This is a genomic window from Pseudomonas sp. VI4.1, from assembly GCF_002029345.1.
In the GTDB taxonomy this organism is placed as follows: Bacteria; Pseudomonadota; Gammaproteobacteria; order Pseudomonadales; family Pseudomonadaceae; genus Aquipseudomonas.
The window spans coordinates 244,032-262,271 of sequence record NZ_MULM01000184.1; the positions used below are offsets into that span (position 1 = coordinate 244,032).

The window sequence follows — 18,240 nt, forward strand, 5'->3', positions numbered from 1 at the left end:
TTTTCCATGATCGAATCTGTCGAATCCTTCCTTGCCCGCCTGAAAAAGCGCGATCCTGACCAACCTGAATTCCATCAGGCCGTGGAAGAAGTCCTGCGCAGCCTCTGGCCGTTTCTTGAAGCCCATCCGCACTATCTGACTTCCGGAATCCTGGAGCGCATGTGCGAGCCGGAGCGGGCGATTGTGTTCCGGGTGTCCTGGGTCGATGATCAGGGCAAAGTCCGGGTCAATCGCGGTTTCCGTATCCAGATGAACAGCGCCATCGGCCCTTACAAGGGCGGTTTGCGCTTCCATCCTTCAGTGAACCTGGGCGTCTTGAAGTTCCTCGCATTCGAACAGACCTTCAAAAACTCGCTGACCTCGTTGCCCATGGGTGGCGGCAAGGGCGGTTCGGACTTCGACCCGAAAGGCAAAAGCGACGGCGAAGTCATGCGTTTCTGCCAGGCCTTCATGAACGAGTTGTATCGTCACATCGGCGCGGACGTTGACGTTCCCGCCGGTGATATCGGCGTCGGTGCCCGGGAGATCGGTTTCCTGTTCGGCCAGTACAAGCGCCTGAGCAACCAGTTCACCAGCGTGCTGACCGGCAAGGGCCCGAGCTACGGTGGCAGCCTGGTTCGCCCGGAAGCCACGGGTTTTGGCTGTGTGTACTTCGCTGAAGAAATGCTCAAGCGCAGCGGCGAAACCGTGGAAGGCAAGCGTGTCGCCATCTCCGGTTCCGGCAACGTTGCCCAATACGCCGCACGCAAGGTCATGGACCTGGGCGGCAAAGTGATCTCCCTGTCGGACTCCGAAGGCACCTTGTATTGCGAGGCGGGTTTGACCGAAGAGCAATGGCTGGCGTTGCTGGAGTTGAAGAACGTCAAGCGTGGACGGCTCAGCGAGCTGGCCAGCGGTTTTGACCTGGAGTTCCGTGCCGGCCAGTGCCCGTGGGAGTTGCCCTGCGATATCGCGCTGCCGTGCGCCACCCAGAACGAGCTCGACCTCGAGGCCGCCCGTGCGCTGTTGCGCAACGGTTGTGTCTGTGTGGCGGAAGGCGCGAACATGCCGACCACCCTGGAAGCGGTGGATCTGTTTATCGAGGCGGGTATTCTGTTCGCGCCGGGCAAGGCCTCCAACGCCGGTGGGGTTGCGGTGAGCGGACTGGAGATGTCACAAAACGCCATGCGCCTGCTGTGGACCGGTGGTGAAGTGGACAGCAAGCTCCACGCCATCATGCAATCGATCCACCACGCTTGCGTGCATTACGGCGAAGAAAACGGCCGGATCAACTACGTCAAGGGCGCGAATATCGCCGGCTTCGTCAAAGTCGCCGACGCCATGCTCGCCCAAGGCGTGGTCTAAGCCGGTTCGATGCGGATGATCTCGATCAGCTGATCGCCGGCCGGGCGTTGCCACAGCACCTCGTCACCGAGTTGCGCCCCGAGCAACGCCCGGCCCAGCGGCGAGCCCCAGTTGATCAGGCCTGCCGCGGCGTCGGCCTGATCCTCACCGACCAGTTGTACCGTTTCCTCGCTATCGTGTTCATTGGCGAACGTCACTCGGCTGCCGATCTGCACTTTTTCGGTCGAGCGGGCGGCGGTCACCACCTGAGCGCTTTGCAACCGCTGGTTGAAATACCGCAAATCCCGCTCAAGGTCGGCCAGGCGCTGTTTGTCTGCCTGCTCACCATTGTCCGTTTGCTCATTGTGCAGCTGTTGCAGTTCAGCGACTTTCGCCTGCAACTGGGCCAGGCCCGCGGGTGTGACGTAATTGGGCTGATCACTGACCTGCCGTTCGACCGGCTGGTCGGCTTGCGCGGCGGCGTTATCTTCATTGACGAAGGCACGACTCATGGTTTTCTCCCGTTATAGGGTTTGGGCCATGGTCGCAGGCTTTTAGTTTCGACGGATGCCTGTCAGCGACTCATTGCGAGCGATAGGCACGGGCGGCGTCCTGATCTTTTTGCTGCTGCCAGGCTTTTTCCCGCTCATCCCAATGATGGCTGCGATAGTCCTCGCGGTCCTCGCTTTCGCGCATGGCCTGGCACTGGCGAAAGCCGTCGCTCCAGCCTTCGGCGTAGGGCTTGTCCTTGAGGTAGCGCGGGACGTTCTTGCGGAACTCGCCGGTGATGGCCCCGGCGGCTTGCCGCCCACTGCTGCAACCGTCATCGAAGCCATCGGCGAATGCCGGCGGGTAACCTTTGGCGATCAGATCTTCATGGGTCGTCTGGCAACCTGCGATCAACAGCAACAAACCCGCCACACCCACGCAACGCCACATCTCGTACTCCCGGGCCGATCAACGGCCTATGAGCAAAGTCTAGGAGGGGATTCGTGAGCAGGGTGTGAAAGAAAGATCAAAAGCTCCTACAGGAGAGGTGTCAGGTCAGTAGTGATACCACTTCAGCTCAAGCATCACTTCGTTCTCGGGTGAGGCCAGGTGGCTGAATTCGCGCTGTGCGCTCAGACGAAGCCCCAGGTTGCGCGACAACGCCCATTGTTGATTCAGACTGACGCTGCGACGCACTTCACCATTGGTGAAGAAGTCGCCCTTGGCCTCCAGGCTGAAGTTGCCCAGCGGGTTTTTCCACAGCAAACCGCTGTTGAAACCGGCCGCCGGAGCGATGAAGCCTGCAAAGTCATTGTTGTGCTCCACGCGCACGGTGCCCAAGGCGAAACCGAGCATGTCGTCGCCCAGTTGCCAGGTTCCACCGCCACCGCCGTTGACGTGGCTGACCAGGGTTTCGTCGTCGTGTTTGCCCGGCACGCGCTCCAGGCCGCCGGTGACTTGCCACGAGAGCGGTTGCAACAGCTCGTTGCGCGGGGTCAGGGAGCGGATGGTCGCCAGGTCCAGTTGCTGCAACTGCCACTGATTGCCTTCGTACTGGCGCAGTTTCATCTGCAGGATTTCAATCTGCGCACCGAGCGGGAAACTCTCGGCGTTGTCGTTGAGGTCGTGATAGGCCATGCGCAGGCCGTATTCGCCGAACGCCTTGTCGCCCCGAGTGCCGATACCCGCCTGCCAGGTGCGGGATTCATGGCCGTCCTCGGGCAGGCCGGGTTGCGGGATGTCCAGCTCCGGTGCCGGATTCCGGTTGATCGCCCGCAGCAGTTCGAAACTGCGCTGTGCCCGTTGCGGGTCGCGTTCCTGGCCATTGGCGCGGTAGCGCTCCAGTCGGTACGCGGCATCGATGATCAGCGCCTGGCGGTCGCGGGCTTGAGCCTTGAACGCCGGGGTTTGCAATTGCTGCTGGTCGGCGCTGACCTTCAACACCCACTGCTGCTCTTCATCGGTCAAGGGTTCGGCGCGGCTGAGCAATTCACGTTCGCGCGACGGACGATACTCTATGGATTCGACCAGCCCGGCCTCTTTCACGGCTTTGACGGTGTCGGTGGGAATCGCAGTCAACGGGAATTGTTCGGTCAGTCGCAGGCTCGGGCGGGCCACCTGCAGCAGTTCCAGCAGGCGATAGGAGCAGTTTTCGTCGAAGAAGAAATAGTCGAACTGGATCTGTTTCAGTTCCCAGACATGCTCGACCATGCGTTCGGTTTCTTGTTGAGTCAGATTCAACCGATATTCCCACAGGTCACGATTTTCGAGACTGCGGTATTCCGAGAGTTTTTCCTGGTAAGGCACCAGCGCAAACAGGCCCGGATAACCGCCCATCAAACCCTTCCAGGCATACAGGATGCTGTTGTCCGAGCCTTCGATGTAGGCACCGAAGTTGATCGCGTAACTGAGCAGGGCGGTTTGATCGCGCTGCACGTCAGCCTGATCGATGCGCAGCAGGGTATGGCCGAACATCGATGAGGGACTGTTCAGATAGGCCGCCGGAAAAATCATCACCGCGCTGTGGGGCGAGACATCCTTGAACCATTGCTTGAATTCGCTGCAGTCCAGCGCCGGCAGATCATTCAGCTCGAGCTGCGCCTTCAGCCAGCGGGTGCGGGCGGGATAGACGCACTGTGCATGCTGTTCGCCGGCACTGGCGGGGGCGTACAGCGCCTGGACCGTCGCTGCCAGTTCACGGTCGGGGTGTTCGTTGCCGTCGGGCGCGAGAAAGAACTTTTTATCACTGACATAGCTGCGCCAGCCACCGAGCTTGGCGGTTTCGTAATGGCCCAGGGATATCCAGAAAGGGTCGTTGGCCAGTTGCTGCAAACGTTGATTGTCGATGTGTGGCGCGGCGGACAGCGGGGCACAGACACAGAGCGCCAGCCAGGCAAGGCGTTTGAGCATATATGGCAACTTAAGTCGAAAAAATACAAAGACCCGACGCGGTTGACCGTTCCACTGTAGGCGCTGGCTTGCCAGCGATGGTCTGAAGGGCGCCGTGGTTAGTCAGGAAACAAGCGTCATCGTTAACGACCATCGCTGGCAAGCCAGCGCCTACAGTTGATTGGCATCCCAACGAGGGCCAGGTCCAAAAAAATAAAGCCCGCTCCCCAAAAGGTGCGGGCGGGTGGAGCTTAAGCTTGAGTGGCGTACTTGACCAGACGAGGATCGTTTTTCAGCACGGCCAGGGTGTTGGTATGCACGTCTTCAGCGGTCACGTCAGCCTTGCTGAAGATCTGCTGGAAGTGCTCGTGAGTCACGGCGGCGAAGTGCGCACGGTCTGCCGGCGCCACGCCCAGTACCACGGCATAAGTCGTCAGCGCTTCGCCCTGACCTTTAGCCATGTCTTCGGACAGCTCGTTCATCATGCCATTCATGGCCAACCAGGATTTGCCGCCATAGGTCAGCGACGCATTAGTCGAGCAACCGTTGGTACCGGAGGTCATACCGAAAGTTGCGTTGCCGGAAGTGCCGTTGGTGGTGGATGCCAGGAAGTGCGCCGGGGTGCCACGCTGACCTTCGAACAGCATGTTGCCCCAACCGCAATCCGGACCGCCTGGCGCCTGAGCCATGGCGTTGATGGATACAACGGTGAAGAGAGTACCGAGAAGAATCCGTTTCATAGCTGTGTTCTCTTTGTGTGCATACCAATGGACAGGGTCTGGCCCGATCTGGCGCCAGTGGGCCGGTTATTGTTCCAGCCGCGCAGTTTGGAGTTTAGGCACGATCCAAGGGTTCCGTGATTTTTTGCAATACATTCGTTGAAAACATTGATTTAGACCCGACCCGCCGGGAGATGTCGCTTTGACTATGCTTTGGCTTGAGGCGCGCCTTGCAAGTGATGCATGGGCAGCGCCAGAATGCCGCTATCTGCCCCGCCTGATGTAAGGAAGCCCGATGCCTGATCCTGTTGCTGCCAGCTTGCGTCTAGCGCCCGAAGCGCTGACCCGTCCGTTTTCCGCTGAACAGTTCAGCTTCTCTACCACCAATGATCTGGAGCCCTTCCGCGGTGTGCTTGGCCAGGAACGTGCGGTCGAAGCCTTGCAGTTCGGTGTGGCCATGCCACGCCCCGGTTACAACGTATTCGTCATGGGCGAGCCCGGCACTGGCCGGTTTTCGTTCGTCAAACGCTACCTGAAGGCCGAAGGCAAACGCCTGCAGACCCCGGCGGACTGGGTCTACGTCAACAATTTCGAGGATCCTCGCGAGCCTCGCACCCTGGAGTTGCCCGCAGGCACTGCCGGTGCCTTCATCGATGACATCAACGGTCTGATCGATAACCTGTTGGCGACGTTCCCGGCCGTGTTCGAACACCCGTCGTACCAGCAGAAGAAAAGCGCCATCGATCGCGCCTTCAATCAACGTTATGACCGCGCGCTGGATGTGATCGAGCGCCTGGCGCTCGAGAAAGACGTCGCACTGTATCGCGACAGCAGCAACATCGCGTTCACCCCGATGTTTGAAGGCAAGGCCGTGGACGAAGCGGAATTCGCCCAGTTGCCGGAAGCCGATCGCGAGCGCTTCCACGACGACATTGCGTGGCTCGAAGAGCGGCTGAACGAAGAACTCGCCAGCCTGGCGCAGTGGAAACGCGAGTCGAGCAATCAACTGCGTCAGCTCAACGAAGAAACCATCACCCTGGCCTTGCAGCCACTGCTCGCGCCGCTGTCGGAAAAGTACGCGGAAAACGCCGGTGTTTGCGGCTACCTGCAAGCGATGCAGGTGTACCTGCTCAAAACCGTGGTCGAGCAACTGGTGGATGACAGCAAGCCAGATGCGGTCGCGCGCAAACTGCTGGAAGAGCAATACGCCCCGAGCCTGGTGGTCGGTCATCCGTTCAGCGGCGGTGCGCCAGTGGTCTTTGAGCCGCACCCGACTTACGAAAACCTGTTCGGCCGCATTGAGTACACCACCGATCAGGGCGCGCTTTACACCACGTATCGCCAGTTGCGTCCGGGTGCGCTGCACCGCGCCAACGGTGGCTTCCTGATTCTCGAAGCGGAAAAAATGCTCAGCGAGCCGTTCGTGTGGGATGCGCTCAAACGCGCCCTGCAATCGCGCAAACTGAAAATGGAATCGCCGCTGGGCGAGATGGGCCGTTTCGCCACCGTAACCCTGACGCCGCAACACATTCCGTTGCAGGTCAAAGTGGTCATCATCGGCGCCCGGCAGCTGTACTACACGCTGCAAGACCTCGATCCGGACTTCCAGGAGATGTTCCGCGTCCTGGTGGATTTCGACGAAGACATTCCGATGGTCGACGAAAGCCTGGAGCAGTTCGCCCAGTTGCTGAAGACCCGCACCTCCGAAGAGGGCATGGCGCCGCTGACCGCCGATGCGGTGGCGCGCCTGGCGACTTACAGCGCGCGCCTGGCCGAACACCAGGGGCGTTTGTCGGCACGGATCGGTGATCTGTTCCAACTGGTCAGCGAGGCGGATTTCATTCGCCAACTGGCGGCTGACGAGATGACCGACGCCGGGCACATCGAGCGTGCTCTCAAAGCCAAGGCCACCCGCACCGGGCGCGTTTCGGCGCGGATTCTCGATGACATGCTGGCCGGCATCATCCTCATCGACACGGACGGTGCCGCCGTTGGCAAATGCAACGGGCTGACGGTATTGGAGGTGGGTGACTCGGCCTTCGGGGTGCCGGCGCGGATTTCCGCCACGGTGTATCCGGGTGGCAGCGGCATCGTCGACATCGAGCGCGAGGTCAACCTCGGCCAGCCGATTCACTCCAAAGGCGTGATGATCCTCACCGGGTATCTGGGCAGCCGTTATGCCCAGGAATTCCCCCTGGCGATTTCCGCCAGTATCGCCCTGGAGCAATCCTACGGTTACGTCGATGGCGACAGTGCATCGCTGGGCGAGGCTTGCACCCTGATCTCGGCCCTGTCGAAAACCCCGCTCAAGCAGTGCTTTGCAATCACCGGCTCGATCAACCAGTTCGGTGAGGTGCAGGCGGTGGGCGGGGTCAACGAGAAAATCGAAGGCTTCTTCCGGCTCTGCGAAGCCCGCGGGTTGACCGGTGAGCAGGGCGCGATCATTCCGCAGGCCAACGTTGCCACGCTGATGCTCGACGAGAAGGTGCTGGCCGCGGTGCGCTCGGGGCAGTTCCATGTCTATGCGGTACGCCAGGCCGACGAGGCGCTGAGCCTGTTGGTCGGTGAGCCGGCGGGTGCACCGGATGAGCATGGCGAATTCCCTGAAGGCAGCGTTAACGCGCGGGTGGTGGAGCGTTTGCGCGTGATCGCGGAAATGATCAGCGAGGAAGATCTCAAGGAGGCCGAGAAAGAAGCGGCGCAGGAAGCACTGGTCGAGGCCAAACCGGCCTGACATAGGGCCCCTGTAGGAGCGAGGCTTGCCCGCGAAGAACCATAGCGCGGTTAAACAGGCAAACCTCGTCGCGGCCTTCGCGGGCAAGCCTCGCTCCTACGGGTGCCATCACTCTGACGTCAATATTCACACAATGACCATTCGGCGCCTTTTGGTCTTACTTGACGTGTTAGTCAGACTTTTCTTCTATGATCAGCTCAAGGATATCGACAGTAATCACTGGATCGAGACAGCCTTCCCGTGGGGGCTGAATACCGGATCTACCGAGGGTCGCCGCCATGTCGCGCAACCTCTGCCTCACCCGTCAATGCCTGGGTCTTGTGACCCGTATCGAATGCGCCATCCGCCCATTGGCGGGGGATACGGGCATGTGGACCTTGCTTTTCGCCGCCGGAATGGCCGGCGAACAACCTTCAGCCATCAAAGCCCAGGGCCCGTTTCATGGCCCCTTCGTGGCTGAATCAATCCTCGACACCATTGTTGAAAGCCTGACCCTGCATGGTTACGAGCTGGCTGATGACCCGCAAATCTGGTGCCTGCACCTGCAAGCCCAGCTGCGGGAAATCAATGGTGGCCGTTCGCGCAATCTCGGCTTCGAGTTCCGGCCCGACCGCTGAGAGGACTATTGGGCAAGGTCAGCCTTGTCCAGTTTGACCTCGAAACCGTATTGCACGGTGACGAGGTCAGTGCGCTGGTAGGTTTCCAGTTGGGTGGGCTGGCCGTAGAAGTAATGCACCTCGAATATTGCCGGGCCTTCTGCGCTCGCGTCGTGACTGACCGACAGGATCTCCTGCAGATAATGGCCGCTGGCGTCCCTGGCGAAAAAACGCCAGTCCTGGGCGGGGAACGATTTCGAGTCGACCACCAGTGTGTTGCCTTTGAGCTTCAGTCCTTTGGGCAGTTGCTGGGCGTCGATGGTTTTCTTGTCGACGGTGGCCATGAACAGGGGAAAGGAGCCGACCGCGTAGGCCGGTGTTTCCGGAAACAGGTTCAGGTCATAGGTGATCGTGCCGCGCGGGGGGTCGACCTGATAGGCCTGCGGCGGCAATTCGATCGGTCCATCGCGTTTGCCGCTGGCGTCTTCGGTAAAGAACGTGACCGGGCTATTCCTGGCGTTCAAGGCGGTGCCGAGCAGTTCATCATTGAAGCTTCTGGGATGATCGAACTCAATGCGCGCGGCACTCGGGTCATCGACGGATTGACTGATGCTGACACTCTTTTTCAGTTGTTCCTCGCCCAGCGTGGCTCCCTGGAGCCAGGTCGGGGCCTGGTCGTCGTACACCACCACCGGTAACGTCAGCGGCTGGATGGATTTAGCCGTGGTGTGCCGGTCGAAGCGGCGTACCGGCAAGTTCAGGTTCTTGCGGGTCACCGTGGCAGCCGAAAAATCCAGCACGCTGACTTCCAGCGTCTCGATCGGCCCGTTGAAGTACACCTTGGAGTAATGCTGTTTCTGTTGCTGCTCAAAGGCGCGTTGCTCGTCATCGAGCTGTTTTTCGAATGCCTCGCTCCAAGCCTTCTGCTGTTGCATATTCGCCAATTGCTTTTGATAGAAGGCTATTTGCGCAGCGGTTTCATTGATCGAGCCCGAGCGCGCGAGAAATTGCCCGGTGCTGTCTTTGGCCTGGACGATCAGCGGGTTCAACGCGGTGTCGCTGAGCTCGGCGGCCAGGGGCGCGCTGTTGCTGAATTCGATTTCGGCGTAGTTGTTGTCCAGTTTCAGCAGGGTGACGCTGAGGTTGTCGATGGTACGGGTCTGACCCACGTCCTTTTGCGTCAGGTCGAAGCTGTAGAGCCGGCGCGGCGCAATGACTTCCACTTTGCCGTGCAGAGTCACCGGTTGTGGCTGGTTCTTGTTTTCGACGTCCAGGCCATCGATGAAAGGGTAAGTGACCGTCAGGTCATCGGGGTTGGTCAGGTTGGAGCTGGAGGGACTGAGCTGAATGCCAGGATCGGTTTCCGACCATTCCGGCTGGAACGGGATGACGCGCTTGTTGCTCAGGGTTACCGACTGCCATTCCACGCCGTGGGGAAAAACAAACGCGGCAGGGCTGTTGAAGTTGAAGGGGAACACCGGCTGCAGATCGGTCAGGTAGTCGGAGCTGGAGTCTTTGTGCAGCACGAACAGACCGTTGATGTAGGTGTCGACCAGATCCTGTGGCGTCGGGTAGTGCTTGAGCACGGCGAGGACGTCTTCGTCGTATTCGGTTTCCACAGGTTTGCTCTCGAGCTTGAGCTGGGCACGTTCGAGCAACAACAGTGAACCACCGAGTTCGGCCACGGCATTCTTGAGTTTCGGATCCTGAATCGCGTCCAGAGACTTCTCGAACTGCGCCGTCTTTTCCTCGAGGCTGACCGGGAGCTTGGCATCACTGGGTGAGCACCCGCTCATCAGCAGGGCCAGGCAGATTCCGGCGCTCGTTAAAGGCAATCGCACATCCATTTTCCCGTTTTCCTGTCCGATGTCGCTGAGCTGTCAATAGTTTGGACACTAGCAGAAAAACCTTGTCACACACGCGCAGGTTACGGATTTTTCGGTTGTTTCTGGGTGTAACAGGTGGCTGGTATACTCGCGTCCATTTCCAGCCCAACTGTGAGATTCAATGGAACGCTTTATCGAAAATGCAATGTATGCCTCCCGCTGGCTGCTGGCGCCGATCTATTTCGGTCTGTCCCTTGGGCTGTTGGCCCTGGCGCTGAAATTCTTTCAGGAAGTGTTTCACGTCATCCCCAACGTGTTCTCGATGGCCGAATCGGACCTGATTCTGGTGCTGCTGTCGCTGATCGATATGGCGCTCGTTGGCGGCTTGCTGGTGATGGTGATGATTTCCGGCTACGAGAACTTCGTGTCTCAACTGGATATCGACGACCACAAGGAAAAGCTCAACTGGCTGGGCACCATGGATTCGTCTTCGTTGAAGATGAAAGTGGCGGCCTCCATCGTGGCGATTTCCTCCATCCATCTGCTGCGGATCTTCATGGATGCCAAGAACGTCGACCCCGAGCATTTGCAGTGGTACGTGATCATTCACATGACCTTCGTGGTCTCGGCTTTTGCCATGGGTTACCTGGATAAGCTGACCAAGCACTGAGATCGCACCCCCCCCTGTAGGAGCGAGCTTGCTCGCGATGGTCGTCAACGATAACGCTGGAACCCTGACACCCAGCGGCGCCCTCAGGTTTTTCGCGAGCAAGCTCGCTCCTACAGGGGAGGTGAACCAGACGAACGGTATCGTTGGTGGCTTGTGCTTTGGTGCACCGAAGCCTATCCCTGTAAGGATCCTGGCTCCCCACAGTGTGAGGTGTGTTCATGAACCTGCAAGAATTGAGTGCTTATGCCATCGCCGGCAAAGTCGATGAGCTCAACCTGATCTCGATGGAAGGGGGGATCTATCTGCTGGAAGCGCGCATGCACGGTGCGGCTTATCCCCTGAGCGATGCACGAGGCCAGGCCTTTCACCTGCGTTCGGTCGAGCACGCCCGTGAAGTGCTGCATGCCTTTCCCACCTTGCCGTTCAACCTTGTGCACACCTCGGTGCATGACGAAATGTGCGGGCTCGTTGCCAGTTCGGAAGAAAGCCTGAAGGTACCGATCGCCTTCCGTACCGGGTGGCAGCACTGACCCCCCTGATCAACGCGATGGCATCTGTGCTAGTCTGCTGGCCCTTTTTTGTGAAGGGCTTTTCTGAAAGTGCCATGTGAAAATTGACCTTTCAGGATGCCCCCCAGCGGAGCAGTGTCATGTCCGAAGTAAATCTGTCCACCGACGAAACCCGCGTCAGCTACGGTATTGGCCGTCAGCTAGGCGACCAACTGCGCGACAATCCGCCACCGGGCGTCAACCTGGATGCGATCCTGGCAGGTCTGACCGACGCTTTCGCCGGCAAGCCAAGCCGTGTGGGCCAGGAAGAAATGTCCGCCAGCTTCAAGGTCATCCGCGAAATCATGCAAGCCGAAGCGGCAGCCAAGGCTGAAGCAGCGGCAGGCGAAGGCCTGGCCTTCCTGGCTGAAAACGCCAAGCGCGATGGCATCACTACCCTGGCTTCCGGCCTGCAATTTGAAGTGTTGACCGCAGGTGAAGGCGCCAAGCCATCCCGGGAAGACAGCGTGCGCACTCACTACCACGGCACGCTGATCGACGGCACTGTGTTCGATAGCTCCTACGATCGTGGCCAGCCTGCAGAATTCCCGGTTGGCGGCGTAATCGCTGGCTGGACCGAAGCCCTGCAACTGATGAATGCCGGCAGCAAATGGCGTCTGTACGTGCCGAGCGAACTGGCTTACGGCGCTCAAGGCGTTGGCAGCATTCCACCGCACAGCGTACTGGTATTCGACGTCGAACTGCTCGACGTTCTGTAAGCCTTGCTGATTACCTGTAGGAGCGAGCTTGCTCGCGATGGGCGTCAACGATAACGCGGGCATTCTGAATGAACGCGGTGTTTTTGAGTTTCTCGCGAGCAAGCTCGCTCCTACAGGGGTTTTGGGCGTTTCTCATATTTCGATCTTATGGTTCAGATCGCTGGTCGGGCGCAACGCCCTGGCATAGCAGAACAGAAACAGATTGCGCACCAGCTCCTTGAGCACCACCGGCTCACTGGAACTCAAGCCGTTGACGTCCAGGTCACCCTGATCCTGCAGCTCGTTCAAGGCTTCCTCTTCAAGCACGGCACACACTTCCCCGGTTTCCCGATGCAGAATCCTGAGGTAAGGGTGCGGGCGGTCCAGCCAGGCGTCGATCAAATAAGTCATGGTTCTCATCTCCTTTGAAGGTTTCAATGAGAATAATTCTTATTCATCAAATAGCAAGCGCCTATTGGCCGTTTGTGCTTTTTTCCAGATGAAGATTGCGTCAGGTCAAAACGGCTGGCGTTTGGCTATTGCGAGGCAATAAAGGGTGAGGCGGCTGAGGGAGAAGCACCATCCCGCGCAGGGCGCGGGACGGTAATACAGCAGGATCAGACTTTTCTGACGAACTCGGATTTGAGTTTCATCGGGCCGATGCCGTCGATCTTGCAGTCGATGTCGTGATCGCCATCGCACAGGCGGATGTTCTTGACCTTGGTGCCGACCTTGACCACCAGCGATGTGCCCTTGACCTTGAGGTCCTTGATCACGGTGATGGTGTCGCCATCCTGCAGGACGTTACCGACCGAATCCTTTTTCACGGTGTCATCGGACGCTGCTTCCACTTCGCCGCCAGCGGACCACTCGTGGGCGCACTCGGGGCAGATCAGCTGTGCGCCGTCTTCGTAGGTGTATTCGGAATTGCATTTCGGGCAGGGTGGCAACGTGCTCACTAAAGCTCCTTGGATTGAGGACCGCTAAAAGTCGCACATTATATAGGGTTTTAGGCGTCGTAGGAGCCGGCTTGCTGGCGAATGCATACGCCACGGTGTTTCAGGAGCATCGGCGTGATGCATTCGCTGTAGGAGCCGGCTTGCTGGCGATGCAGACGCCACGGTGTTTCAGAAGTACCGTGGTGATGCATTCGCCAGCAAGCCAGCTCCTACGAAGGGCGGTCAGTGCGTGCGGGCTACTGCAAATTCACTTAGCTCGACCAGCGCATCCCGGTACTCGCTGGCAGGCAGCGCGTCGAGGCATTTGATCGCACGGGTCACGTAGTCGCGGGCTAGCTGCGCGGTGTACTCGAGGGAGCCGGACGCTTCAACGGCCTCGCGGATGCTTTCCAGGTCTTCGATGCCACCTTTCTGGATCGCCTTGCGCACCAGGGCGGCCTGTTCCGGCGTCCCTTCGCGCATGGTGTAGATCAGCGGCAGGGTCGGCTTGCCTTCGGCCAGATCGTCACCGACGTTCTTGCCGAGGGTCTCTGCGTCCCCTTTGTAGTCCAGCAGGTCATCGACCAGCTGGAAGGCGACACCCAGGTGATCGCCGAAGGTGCGCAGCGCTTCACTCTGCTCCGGTGTGGCTCCGGCCAGGGCCGCGGCACTGTGGGTCGAGGCTTCGAAGAGCATCGCCGTCTTGCCGCGGATGACTTCCATGTAGGTTTCTTCGGTGGTGCTGGCGTCACGGACCTTCGACAGCTGCAACACTTCGCCTTCGGCGATGATCCGCGTGGCTTGCGAAAGGATCTTCATCACCGGCATGGAGCCCAGTTCGACCATCATTTCGAAGGAGCGCGAATACAGGAAGTCGCCGACCAGCACGCTCGGAGCGTTGCCCCACATGGCGTTGGCGGTCGAGCGGCCTCGGCGCATGCCGGACATGTCGACCACGTCGTCATGCAGCAGGGTAGCGGTGTGCAGGAACTCGATAGTCGCGGCCAGCAGGCGCATGTCATCGCCTTCGCGACCCAGGGCCTTGCCACACAGCAGCACCAATAACGGGCGCAGGCGCTTACCGCCGGCCGAGGTAATGTAATCGCCGATTTTCGACACCAGCGGCACTCGGGACGTCAGCTGCTTCTTGATGATGCCGTCGACGGCTTTGAAATCGTCCGCCACCGCGCGGTAGAAAGCTTGGGGTTGCATCAGAGACAGTTGCTCCAGAAGGGTTGCGCGGCATGCTAGGACCCACGTCGGCGGGTGTCAAGGCGCGATGGACGGCCTCTTGCATCGCCCAGTCAGCTTGCGTACAATCGCGCACCCTGAACTTCCTGGGCAGCACCTGCCTTACGCAATTGCAAACAGGCCTTCCAGCCTTATGCAGCCATGCCAGCCAATACCTCTTCTTATAAAGAGCTGGGTGAGCAGGATTATCGGAGAAATACCATGTCGTACGCAGTAATTGTTACTGGTGGCAAGCAATACAAGGTCGCCCCAGGTGAATACCTGAAGATCGAAAAACTGGAAATCGCTACCGGCGAATCCGTTACTTTTGATCGCGTTCTGTTGGTCGCCAATGGCGATGACGTGAACATCGGCGCTCCAGTTGTTGCTGGCGCTACCGTTGTGGCTGAAGTGATCTCCCAAGGTCGTCACGATAAAGTCCGCATCATCAAGTTCCGTCGTCGTAAGCACCACATGAAGCGCATGGGCCACCGCCAGTGGTACACCGAGATCAAAATCACCGGTATTCAGGCTTAATTTCAGCCTAATTCCTCACTAGGAGAATTGACTCATGGCACACAAAAAAGCTGGTGGTAGTACCCGTAACGGTCGCGACTCAGAAGCCAAACGCCTTGGCGTGAAGATGTATGGCGGCCAGGTTATCATTCCGGGCAACATCATCGTGCGTCAGCGCGGCACCCAATTCCACGCCGGTTACGGTGTTGGCATGGGTAAAGATCACACTCTGTTCGCTAAAATCGACGGCGTGATCAAGTTTGAAGTAAAAGGCGCTTTCAATCGCCGTTACGTAAGCATTGTCCCGAAGACTGACGTCGTCGCGGCATAATTACGTGGTTGCTGGAAAAGCCCTGTCTTGCGACGGGGCTTTTTCGTTTGTGGGGTGAGTCTCTTGCAAAGCTGTTTGTAATGGGCTCCAGCGCTGGCTTTGCGGTCGTTGATTGAGGTCGCTGCGCTCATTTTTGCAAGAGTCTTATGTCTAGATTTTTTCGGCTCGTCCGTATGGCGAGAGGCGTTTTGTTATGAAGTTTGTTGATGAAGTATCGATTCGAGTAAAGGCCGGTGACGGCGGCAACGGTTGCATGAGCTTCCGTCGCGAGAAATTCATTGAAAATGGCGGCCCGAACGGCGGCGACGGTGGTGATGGCGGCTCGGTCTACATGATCGCCGACGAAAACCTCAACACCCTGGTGGACTACCGTTACACCCGGCACTTCGATGCCGAGCGTGGTTCCAACGGCGGCAGCACCGACTGCACCGGCAAGAAAGGTGAAGAGCTGGTGCTGCGTGTACCGGTCGGCACCACTGTTATCGACGCGGGCACGCAGGAAGTGATCGGCGACCTGACCAAGGCTGGCCAGAAGCTGCTGGTGGCTCATGGCGGCTGGCACGGTCTGGGCAACACACGTTTCAAGTCCAGTACCAACCGCGCTCCGCGTCAGACCACTCCGGGTAAGCCGGGTGAGGCGCGTGACCTCAAGCTGGAAATGAAGGTGTTGGCTGACGTCGGCCTGCTGGGCTTGCCGAATGCTGGCAAAAGTACCTTCATTCGGTCGGTGTCGGCTGCCAAGCCGAAAGTCGCCGACTACCCGTTCACCACGCTGGTGCCGAACCTTGGCGTGGTCAGCGTCGATCGCTGGAAGAGCTTCGTGGTCGCGGATATTCCGGGTCTGATCGAAGGCGCTTCCGATGGCGCGGGCCTGGGGATTCGCTTCCTCAAGCACTTGTCGCGTACCCGTTTGCTGCTGCACCTCGTCGACATGGCGCCACTGGATGACGCCAGTGCCCCGGATGCGGCCGAAGTGATCGTCAGCGAGCTGACCAAGTTCAGCCCGTCCCTGGCCGAGCGCGACCGTTGGCTGGTGCTGAACAAGTGCGACCAGATCCTTGAAGAAGAGCACGACGCTCGCGTCAAGGAAATCGTCGACCGCCTGGAGTGGACGGGTCCGGTCTACGTGATCTCGGCCATCTCCAAGCTGGGTACCGAGCGTCTGTGCCACGACATCATGCGCTACATGGAAGATCGTGCCGATCGCCTGGCTAACGACCCCGTCTACAAGGAAGAGCTGGCCGATCTCGATCAGCGCATCGAAGACGAGGCCCGTGCCCAGTTGCAGGCCCTGGATGACCAGCGCGCCCTGCGCCGCAGCGGTGTGAAGTCGGTCCATGACATCGGCGACGATGATTGGGATGAAGAAGATGTGGATGACGAAGACGGTCCGGAAATCATTTACGTGCGTGACTGATTCGTTGCGATAAACTTAAGCGCCGCTCACTGGAGCGGCGTTTTAGTATCTGGAAATCGATCGTTGGTCACGAATAACCACGATTAACGTCACGGGCAGTGCCAGGTCGCGCTGTCCTCAAGCTAAGGTTGAAGATGATGCGGAGCAAGGTGGCAGGTGCGCAGCGTTGGGTCGTGAAAATCGGCAGCGCTTTGCTGACGGCGGACGGCAAGGGCCTGGATCGCGCGGCAATGGGGGTCTGGGTCGAGCAGATGGTGGCGTTGCATGAGGCTGGCGTCGAGCTGGTGCTGGTGTCCTCCGGGGCGGTAGCGGCAGGCATGAGCCGCCTGGGCTGGACCGTGCGACCCAGTGCGATGCACGAGTTGCAGGCGGCTGCCGCCATCGGCCAGATGGGCCTGGTGCAGGCCTGGGAGTCGAGCTTTGCCGAGCATGGCCGGCATACCGCGCAGATTCTCCTGACGCACGATGACCTGTCTGACCGCAAACGCTACCTGAACGCCCGCAGTACCTTGCGTGCGCTGGTCGAACTCAAGGTTATCCCGGTCATCAACGAGAACGATACCGTGGTCACCGATGAGATTCGATTCGGCGACAACGACACTCTTGCGGCGCTGGTGGCCAATCTGGTCGAAGCTGACTTGCTGGTGATCCTCACCGATCGCGATGGCATGTTCGATGCCGACCCGCGTAACAATCCCGATGCCAGCCTGATTTACGAAGCCCGTGCCGATGACCCGGCGCTGGATGCGGTGGCCGGCAGTACCGGTGGTGCGCTGGGGCGCGGTGGCATGCAGACCAAATTGCGCGCTGCGCGACTGGCGGCGCGCTCCGGTGCGCACACGATCATTGTGGGCGGGCGCCTGGAGCGGGTGCTGGATCGCCTCAAGGCGGGCGAGCGCATCGGCACCTTGCTGTCGCCTGAGCGCGGCCTGCTGGCGGCGCGCAAGCAATGGCTGGCCGGGCACCTGCAGACCCGCGGCACGCTGGTGCTGGATGCTGGCGCGGTGACGGCGTTGTCCCAAGGCAACAAAAGTTTGCTGCCGGTGGGCGTCAAGCTGGTCCAGGGTAGCTTCCGGCGTGGCGAAATGGTGGTCTGCGTCGCGCCGGACGGTCGTGAAATCGCCCGTGGCCTGGCCAACTACAGCGCGCTGGAGGCACAAAAAATCATCGGTCAATCGTCTGAGGCGATTGTCGGTCTGTTGGGTTACATGGCGGAGCCGGAACTGGTTCACCGCGATAACCTGATCCTGGTCTGAAGGAATACCTGAATGCGCGTGGCAAAAGGATGGTTGGGCCTGCTGTTGGCGATACCGCTGCTGGCCTCGGCCGAGGAAATCGGTCAGGTGTCGACGGTGTTCAAGTTTGTCGGGCCGAACGACCGTATAGTCGTCGAGGCATTCGATGATCCGAAAGTGGAGGGTGTGACCTGCTACCTGTCGCGCGCAAAGACGGGCGGGGTGAAGGGCGGTCTGGGGCTGGCCGAAGATCGCGCCGAGGCGTCGATTGCTTGCCGTCAGGTCGGGCCGATCAGCTTCAAGGGTGAGCTGAAGGATGGCGACGAGGTGTTCAAGGAGCGCACGTCGCTGGTGTTCAAGACCATGCAGGTGGTGCGCTTCCTCGACAAGAAACGCAATACGCTGGTGTATCTGGTGTACAGCGATCGCTTGATTGAAGGCAGTCCGCAGAATGCGGTCACTGCAATCCCGATCTTGCCGTGGGCGCACGTTCAATAAGCTGGCGAAGATCCAAATTGTGGGCGCGGGCTTGCTCGCGAATGCGGTGTGTCAGGCGACATTTTGCTGGCTGATACACCGCAT

At 59.4% G+C, this 18,240-nt stretch carries 20 protein-coding genes and 1 pseudogene; 12 read left to right on the forward strand and 9 right to left on the reverse strand.

All coding sequences use genetic code 11. From position 1 onward, the window contains the following. Nucleotides 1–6: 6 nt before the first annotated feature. The gene (gene gdhA / locus BZ163_RS33195) at nucleotides 7–1,344 is read left to right on the forward strand and encodes an NADP-specific glutamate dehydrogenase (RefSeq protein WP_128874470.1); all 1,338 of its coding nucleotides are present in this window, start codon (nucleotides 7–9) and stop codon (nucleotides 1,342–1,344) included. Here the strand turns inward: gdhA and BZ163_RS33200 are convergent. From BZ163_RS33200 to BZ163_RS33215, 4 genes are all read right to left on the reverse strand, one after another. Then, the gene (locus BZ163_RS33200; RefSeq protein ID WP_128874471.1) at nucleotides 1,341–1,835 is read right to left on the reverse strand and encodes a GreA/GreB family elongation factor; all 495 of its coding nucleotides are present in this window, start codon (nucleotides 1,833–1,835) and stop codon (nucleotides 1,341–1,343) included. The two genes, gdhA and BZ163_RS33200, sit on opposite strands and share 4 nt — an antisense overlap. A gap of 70 nt (nucleotides 1,836–1,905) precedes the next feature. Then, a complete protein-coding gene (locus BZ163_RS33205) occupies nucleotides 1,906–2,262 on the reverse strand; it encodes a hypothetical protein (RefSeq protein ID WP_128874472.1) in 357 nt (118 codons plus the stop codon). A 105-nt stretch (nucleotides 2,263–2,367) separates the two neighbouring features. After that, nucleotides 2,368–4,221, reverse strand: a complete 1,854-nt coding sequence (locus BZ163_RS33210; protein ID WP_128874473.1) for a DUF4105 domain-containing protein — start codon at nucleotides 4,219–4,221, stop codon at nucleotides 2,368–2,370. Between the two features lie 230 nt (nucleotides 4,222–4,451). Continuing rightward, nucleotides 4,452–4,940: a DUF3015 domain-containing protein gene (locus BZ163_RS33215; RefSeq protein WP_128874474.1), complete on the reverse strand. Its 489-nt coding sequence runs from the start codon at nucleotides 4,938–4,940 to the stop codon at nucleotides 4,452–4,454. A gap of 274 nt (nucleotides 4,941–5,214) precedes the next feature. On the opposite strand from BZ163_RS33215, the gene BZ163_RS33220 reads away from it, so the two are divergent. Further along, a complete protein-coding gene (locus BZ163_RS33220) occupies nucleotides 5,215–7,653 on the forward strand; it encodes a Lon protease family protein (RefSeq protein ID WP_128874475.1) in 2,439 nt (812 codons plus the stop codon). Nucleotides 7,654–7,931: 278 nt separating this feature from the next. After that, nucleotides 7,932–8,270 carry a hypothetical protein gene (locus tag BZ163_RS33230; RefSeq protein ID WP_128874476.1) on the forward strand — a complete coding sequence of 113 codons (339 nt, stop codon included), beginning with the start codon at nucleotides 7,932–7,934 and terminating at the stop codon, nucleotides 8,268–8,270. 5 nt (nucleotides 8,271–8,275) lie between these two features. Here the strand turns inward: BZ163_RS33230 and BZ163_RS33235 are convergent, their stop codons facing one another. Beyond that, entirely contained in the window at nucleotides 8,276–10,096 is a 1,821-nt protein-coding gene (locus BZ163_RS33235; RefSeq protein ID WP_128874477.1) for a hypothetical protein, read from the reverse strand. A gap of 160 nt (nucleotides 10,097–10,256) precedes the next feature. Between BZ163_RS33235 and BZ163_RS33240 the strand changes: the two genes are divergently transcribed. The 4 genes and pseudogenes from BZ163_RS33240 (at nucleotide 10,257) to BZ163_RS33255 (ending at nucleotide 12,012) form a co-directional block, all read left to right on the forward strand. Then, entirely contained in the window at nucleotides 10,257–10,745 is a 489-nt protein-coding gene (locus BZ163_RS33240) for a TIGR00645 family protein (RefSeq protein ID WP_128874478.1), read from the forward strand. A 37-nt stretch (nucleotides 10,746–10,782) separates the two neighbouring features. Beyond that, nucleotides 10,783–10,860: pseudogene (locus tag BZ163_RS36210) on the forward strand (outer membrane lipoprotein carrier protein LolA); the annotation flags it as partial. A 103-nt stretch (nucleotides 10,861–10,963) separates the two neighbouring features. Further along, a complete protein-coding gene (locus tag BZ163_RS33250) occupies nucleotides 10,964–11,275 on the forward strand; it encodes a DUF6482 family protein (RefSeq protein WP_128874479.1) in 312 nt (103 codons plus the stop codon). Nucleotides 11,276–11,394: 119 nt separating this feature from the next. Continuing rightward, nucleotides 11,395–12,012 carry an FKBP-type peptidyl-prolyl cis-trans isomerase gene (locus BZ163_RS33255; protein ID WP_128874480.1) on the forward strand — a complete coding sequence of 206 codons (618 nt, stop codon included), beginning with the start codon at nucleotides 11,395–11,397 and terminating at the stop codon, nucleotides 12,010–12,012. A 132-nt stretch (nucleotides 12,013–12,144) separates the two neighbouring features. Here the strand turns inward: BZ163_RS33255 and BZ163_RS33260 are convergent, their stop codons facing one another. The 4 genes from BZ163_RS33260 to BZ163_RS33270 form a co-directional block, all read right to left on the reverse strand. Continuing rightward, nucleotides 12,145–12,402 carry a hypothetical protein gene (locus BZ163_RS33260; RefSeq protein ID WP_128874481.1) on the reverse strand — a complete coding sequence of 86 codons (258 nt, stop codon included), beginning with the start codon at nucleotides 12,400–12,402 and terminating at the stop codon, nucleotides 12,145–12,147. A 206-nt stretch (nucleotides 12,403–12,608) separates the two neighbouring features. Then, nucleotides 12,609–12,950, reverse strand: coding sequence for a zinc ribbon domain-containing protein YjdM (locus tag BZ163_RS33265; RefSeq protein ID WP_128874482.1), 342 nt, complete (start codon nucleotides 12,948–12,950; stop codon nucleotides 12,609–12,611). Nucleotides 12,951–13,000: 50 nt separating this feature from the next. After that, nucleotides 13,001–13,141 carry a hypothetical protein gene (locus BZ163_RS34990; protein ID WP_168187436.1) on the reverse strand — a complete coding sequence of 47 codons (141 nt, stop codon included), beginning with the start codon at nucleotides 13,139–13,141 and terminating at the stop codon, nucleotides 13,001–13,003. A gap of 31 nt (nucleotides 13,142–13,172) precedes the next feature. Continuing rightward, a complete protein-coding gene (locus tag BZ163_RS33270; RefSeq protein ID WP_128874483.1) occupies nucleotides 13,173–14,141 on the reverse strand; it encodes a polyprenyl synthetase family protein in 969 nt (322 codons plus the stop codon). Between the two features lie 240 nt (nucleotides 14,142–14,381). Between BZ163_RS33270 and rplU the strand changes: the two genes are divergently transcribed. The 5 genes from rplU to BZ163_RS33295 all read left to right on the forward strand — a co-directional run bounded on the left by rplU (nucleotide 14,382) and on the right by BZ163_RS33295 (nucleotide 18,156). Beyond that, entirely contained in the window at nucleotides 14,382–14,696 is a 315-nt protein-coding gene (gene rplU, locus BZ163_RS33275; protein ID WP_003176051.1) for a 50S ribosomal protein L21, read from the forward strand. A 34-nt stretch (nucleotides 14,697–14,730) separates the two neighbouring features. After that, entirely contained in the window at nucleotides 14,731–15,006 is a 276-nt protein-coding gene (gene rpmA, locus BZ163_RS33280) for a 50S ribosomal protein L27 (protein ID WP_007943982.1), read from the forward strand. Between the two features lie 193 nt (nucleotides 15,007–15,199). Continuing rightward, nucleotides 15,200–16,423, forward strand: coding sequence for an Obg family GTPase CgtA (cgtA, locus tag BZ163_RS33285; protein ID WP_128874484.1), 1,224 nt, complete (start codon nucleotides 15,200–15,202; stop codon nucleotides 16,421–16,423). A gap of 137 nt (nucleotides 16,424–16,560) precedes the next feature. Continuing rightward, complete coding sequence (gene proB / locus BZ163_RS33290; RefSeq protein ID WP_128874491.1) at nucleotides 16,561–17,679, forward strand: glutamate 5-kinase; 1,119 nt, start codon at nucleotides 16,561–16,563, stop codon at nucleotides 17,677–17,679. A 12-nt stretch (nucleotides 17,680–17,691) separates the two neighbouring features. Further along, nucleotides 17,692–18,156 carry a CreA family protein gene (locus BZ163_RS33295; RefSeq protein ID WP_128874485.1) on the forward strand — a complete coding sequence of 155 codons (465 nt, stop codon included), beginning with the start codon at nucleotides 17,692–17,694 and terminating at the stop codon, nucleotides 18,154–18,156. Nucleotides 18,157–18,240 lie beyond the last annotated feature (84 nt).

Bases quoted from the DNA above. Each gene is read 5' to 3' on its own strand.
- BZ163_RS33255 (WP_128874480.1), top strand. From the start codon at position 11,395: ATGTCCGAAGTAAATCTGTCCACCGACGAAACCCGCGTCAGCTACGGT.
- cgtA (WP_128874484.1), top strand. From the start codon at position 15,200: ATGAAGTTTGTTGATGAAGTATCGATTCGAGTAAAGGCCGGTGACGGC.
- gdhA (WP_128874470.1), top strand. From the start codon at position 7: ATGATCGAATCTGTCGAATCCTTCCTTGCCCGCCTGAAAAAGCGCGAT.
- BZ163_RS33220 (WP_128874475.1), top strand. From the start codon at position 5,215: ATGCCTGATCCTGTTGCTGCCAGCTTGCGTCTAGCGCCCGAAGCGCTG.
- BZ163_RS33235 (WP_128874477.1), bottom strand. From the start codon at position 10,096: ATGGATGTGCGATTGCCTTTAACGAGCGCCGGAATCTGCCTGGCCCTG.
- BZ163_RS33260 (WP_128874481.1), bottom strand. From the start codon at position 12,402: ATGACTTATTTGATCGACGCCTGGCTGGACCGCCCGCACCCTTACCTC.
- rplU (WP_003176051.1), top strand. From the start codon at position 14,382: ATGTCGTACGCAGTAATTGTTACTGGTGGCAAGCAATACAAGGTCGCC.
- BZ163_RS33270 (WP_128874483.1), bottom strand. From the start codon at position 14,141: ATGCAACCCCAAGCTTTCTACCGCGCGGTGGCGGACGATTTCAAAGCC.
- BZ163_RS33200 (WP_128874471.1), bottom strand. From the start codon at position 1,835: ATGAGTCGTGCCTTCGTCAATGAAGATAACGCCGCCGCGCAAGCCGAC.
- BZ163_RS33295 (WP_128874485.1), top strand. From the start codon at position 17,692: ATGCGCGTGGCAAAAGGATGGTTGGGCCTGCTGTTGGCGATACCGCTG.
- BZ163_RS34990 (WP_168187436.1), bottom strand. From the start codon at position 13,141: ATGCATCACCACGGTACTTCTGAAACACCGTGGCGTCTGCATCGCCAG.
- proB (WP_128874491.1), top strand. From the start codon at position 16,561: ATGCGGAGCAAGGTGGCAGGTGCGCAGCGTTGGGTCGTGAAAATCGGC.
- BZ163_RS33210 (WP_128874473.1), bottom strand. From the start codon at position 4,221: ATGCTCAAACGCCTTGCCTGGCTGGCGCTCTGTGTCTGTGCCCCGCTG.
- rpmA (WP_007943982.1), top strand. From the start codon at position 14,731: ATGGCACACAAAAAAGCTGGTGGTAGTACCCGTAACGGTCGCGACTCA.
- BZ163_RS33250 (WP_128874479.1), top strand. From the start codon at position 10,964: ATGAACCTGCAAGAATTGAGTGCTTATGCCATCGCCGGCAAAGTCGAT.
- BZ163_RS33215 (WP_128874474.1), bottom strand. From the start codon at position 4,940: ATGAAACGGATTCTTCTCGGTACTCTCTTCACCGTTGTATCCATCAAC.
- BZ163_RS33230 (WP_128874476.1), top strand. From the start codon at position 7,932: ATGTCGCGCAACCTCTGCCTCACCCGTCAATGCCTGGGTCTTGTGACC.
- BZ163_RS33205 (WP_128874472.1), bottom strand. From the start codon at position 2,262: ATGTGGCGTTGCGTGGGTGTGGCGGGTTTGTTGCTGTTGATCGCAGGT.
- BZ163_RS33240 (WP_128874478.1), top strand. From the start codon at position 10,257: ATGGAACGCTTTATCGAAAATGCAATGTATGCCTCCCGCTGGCTGCTG.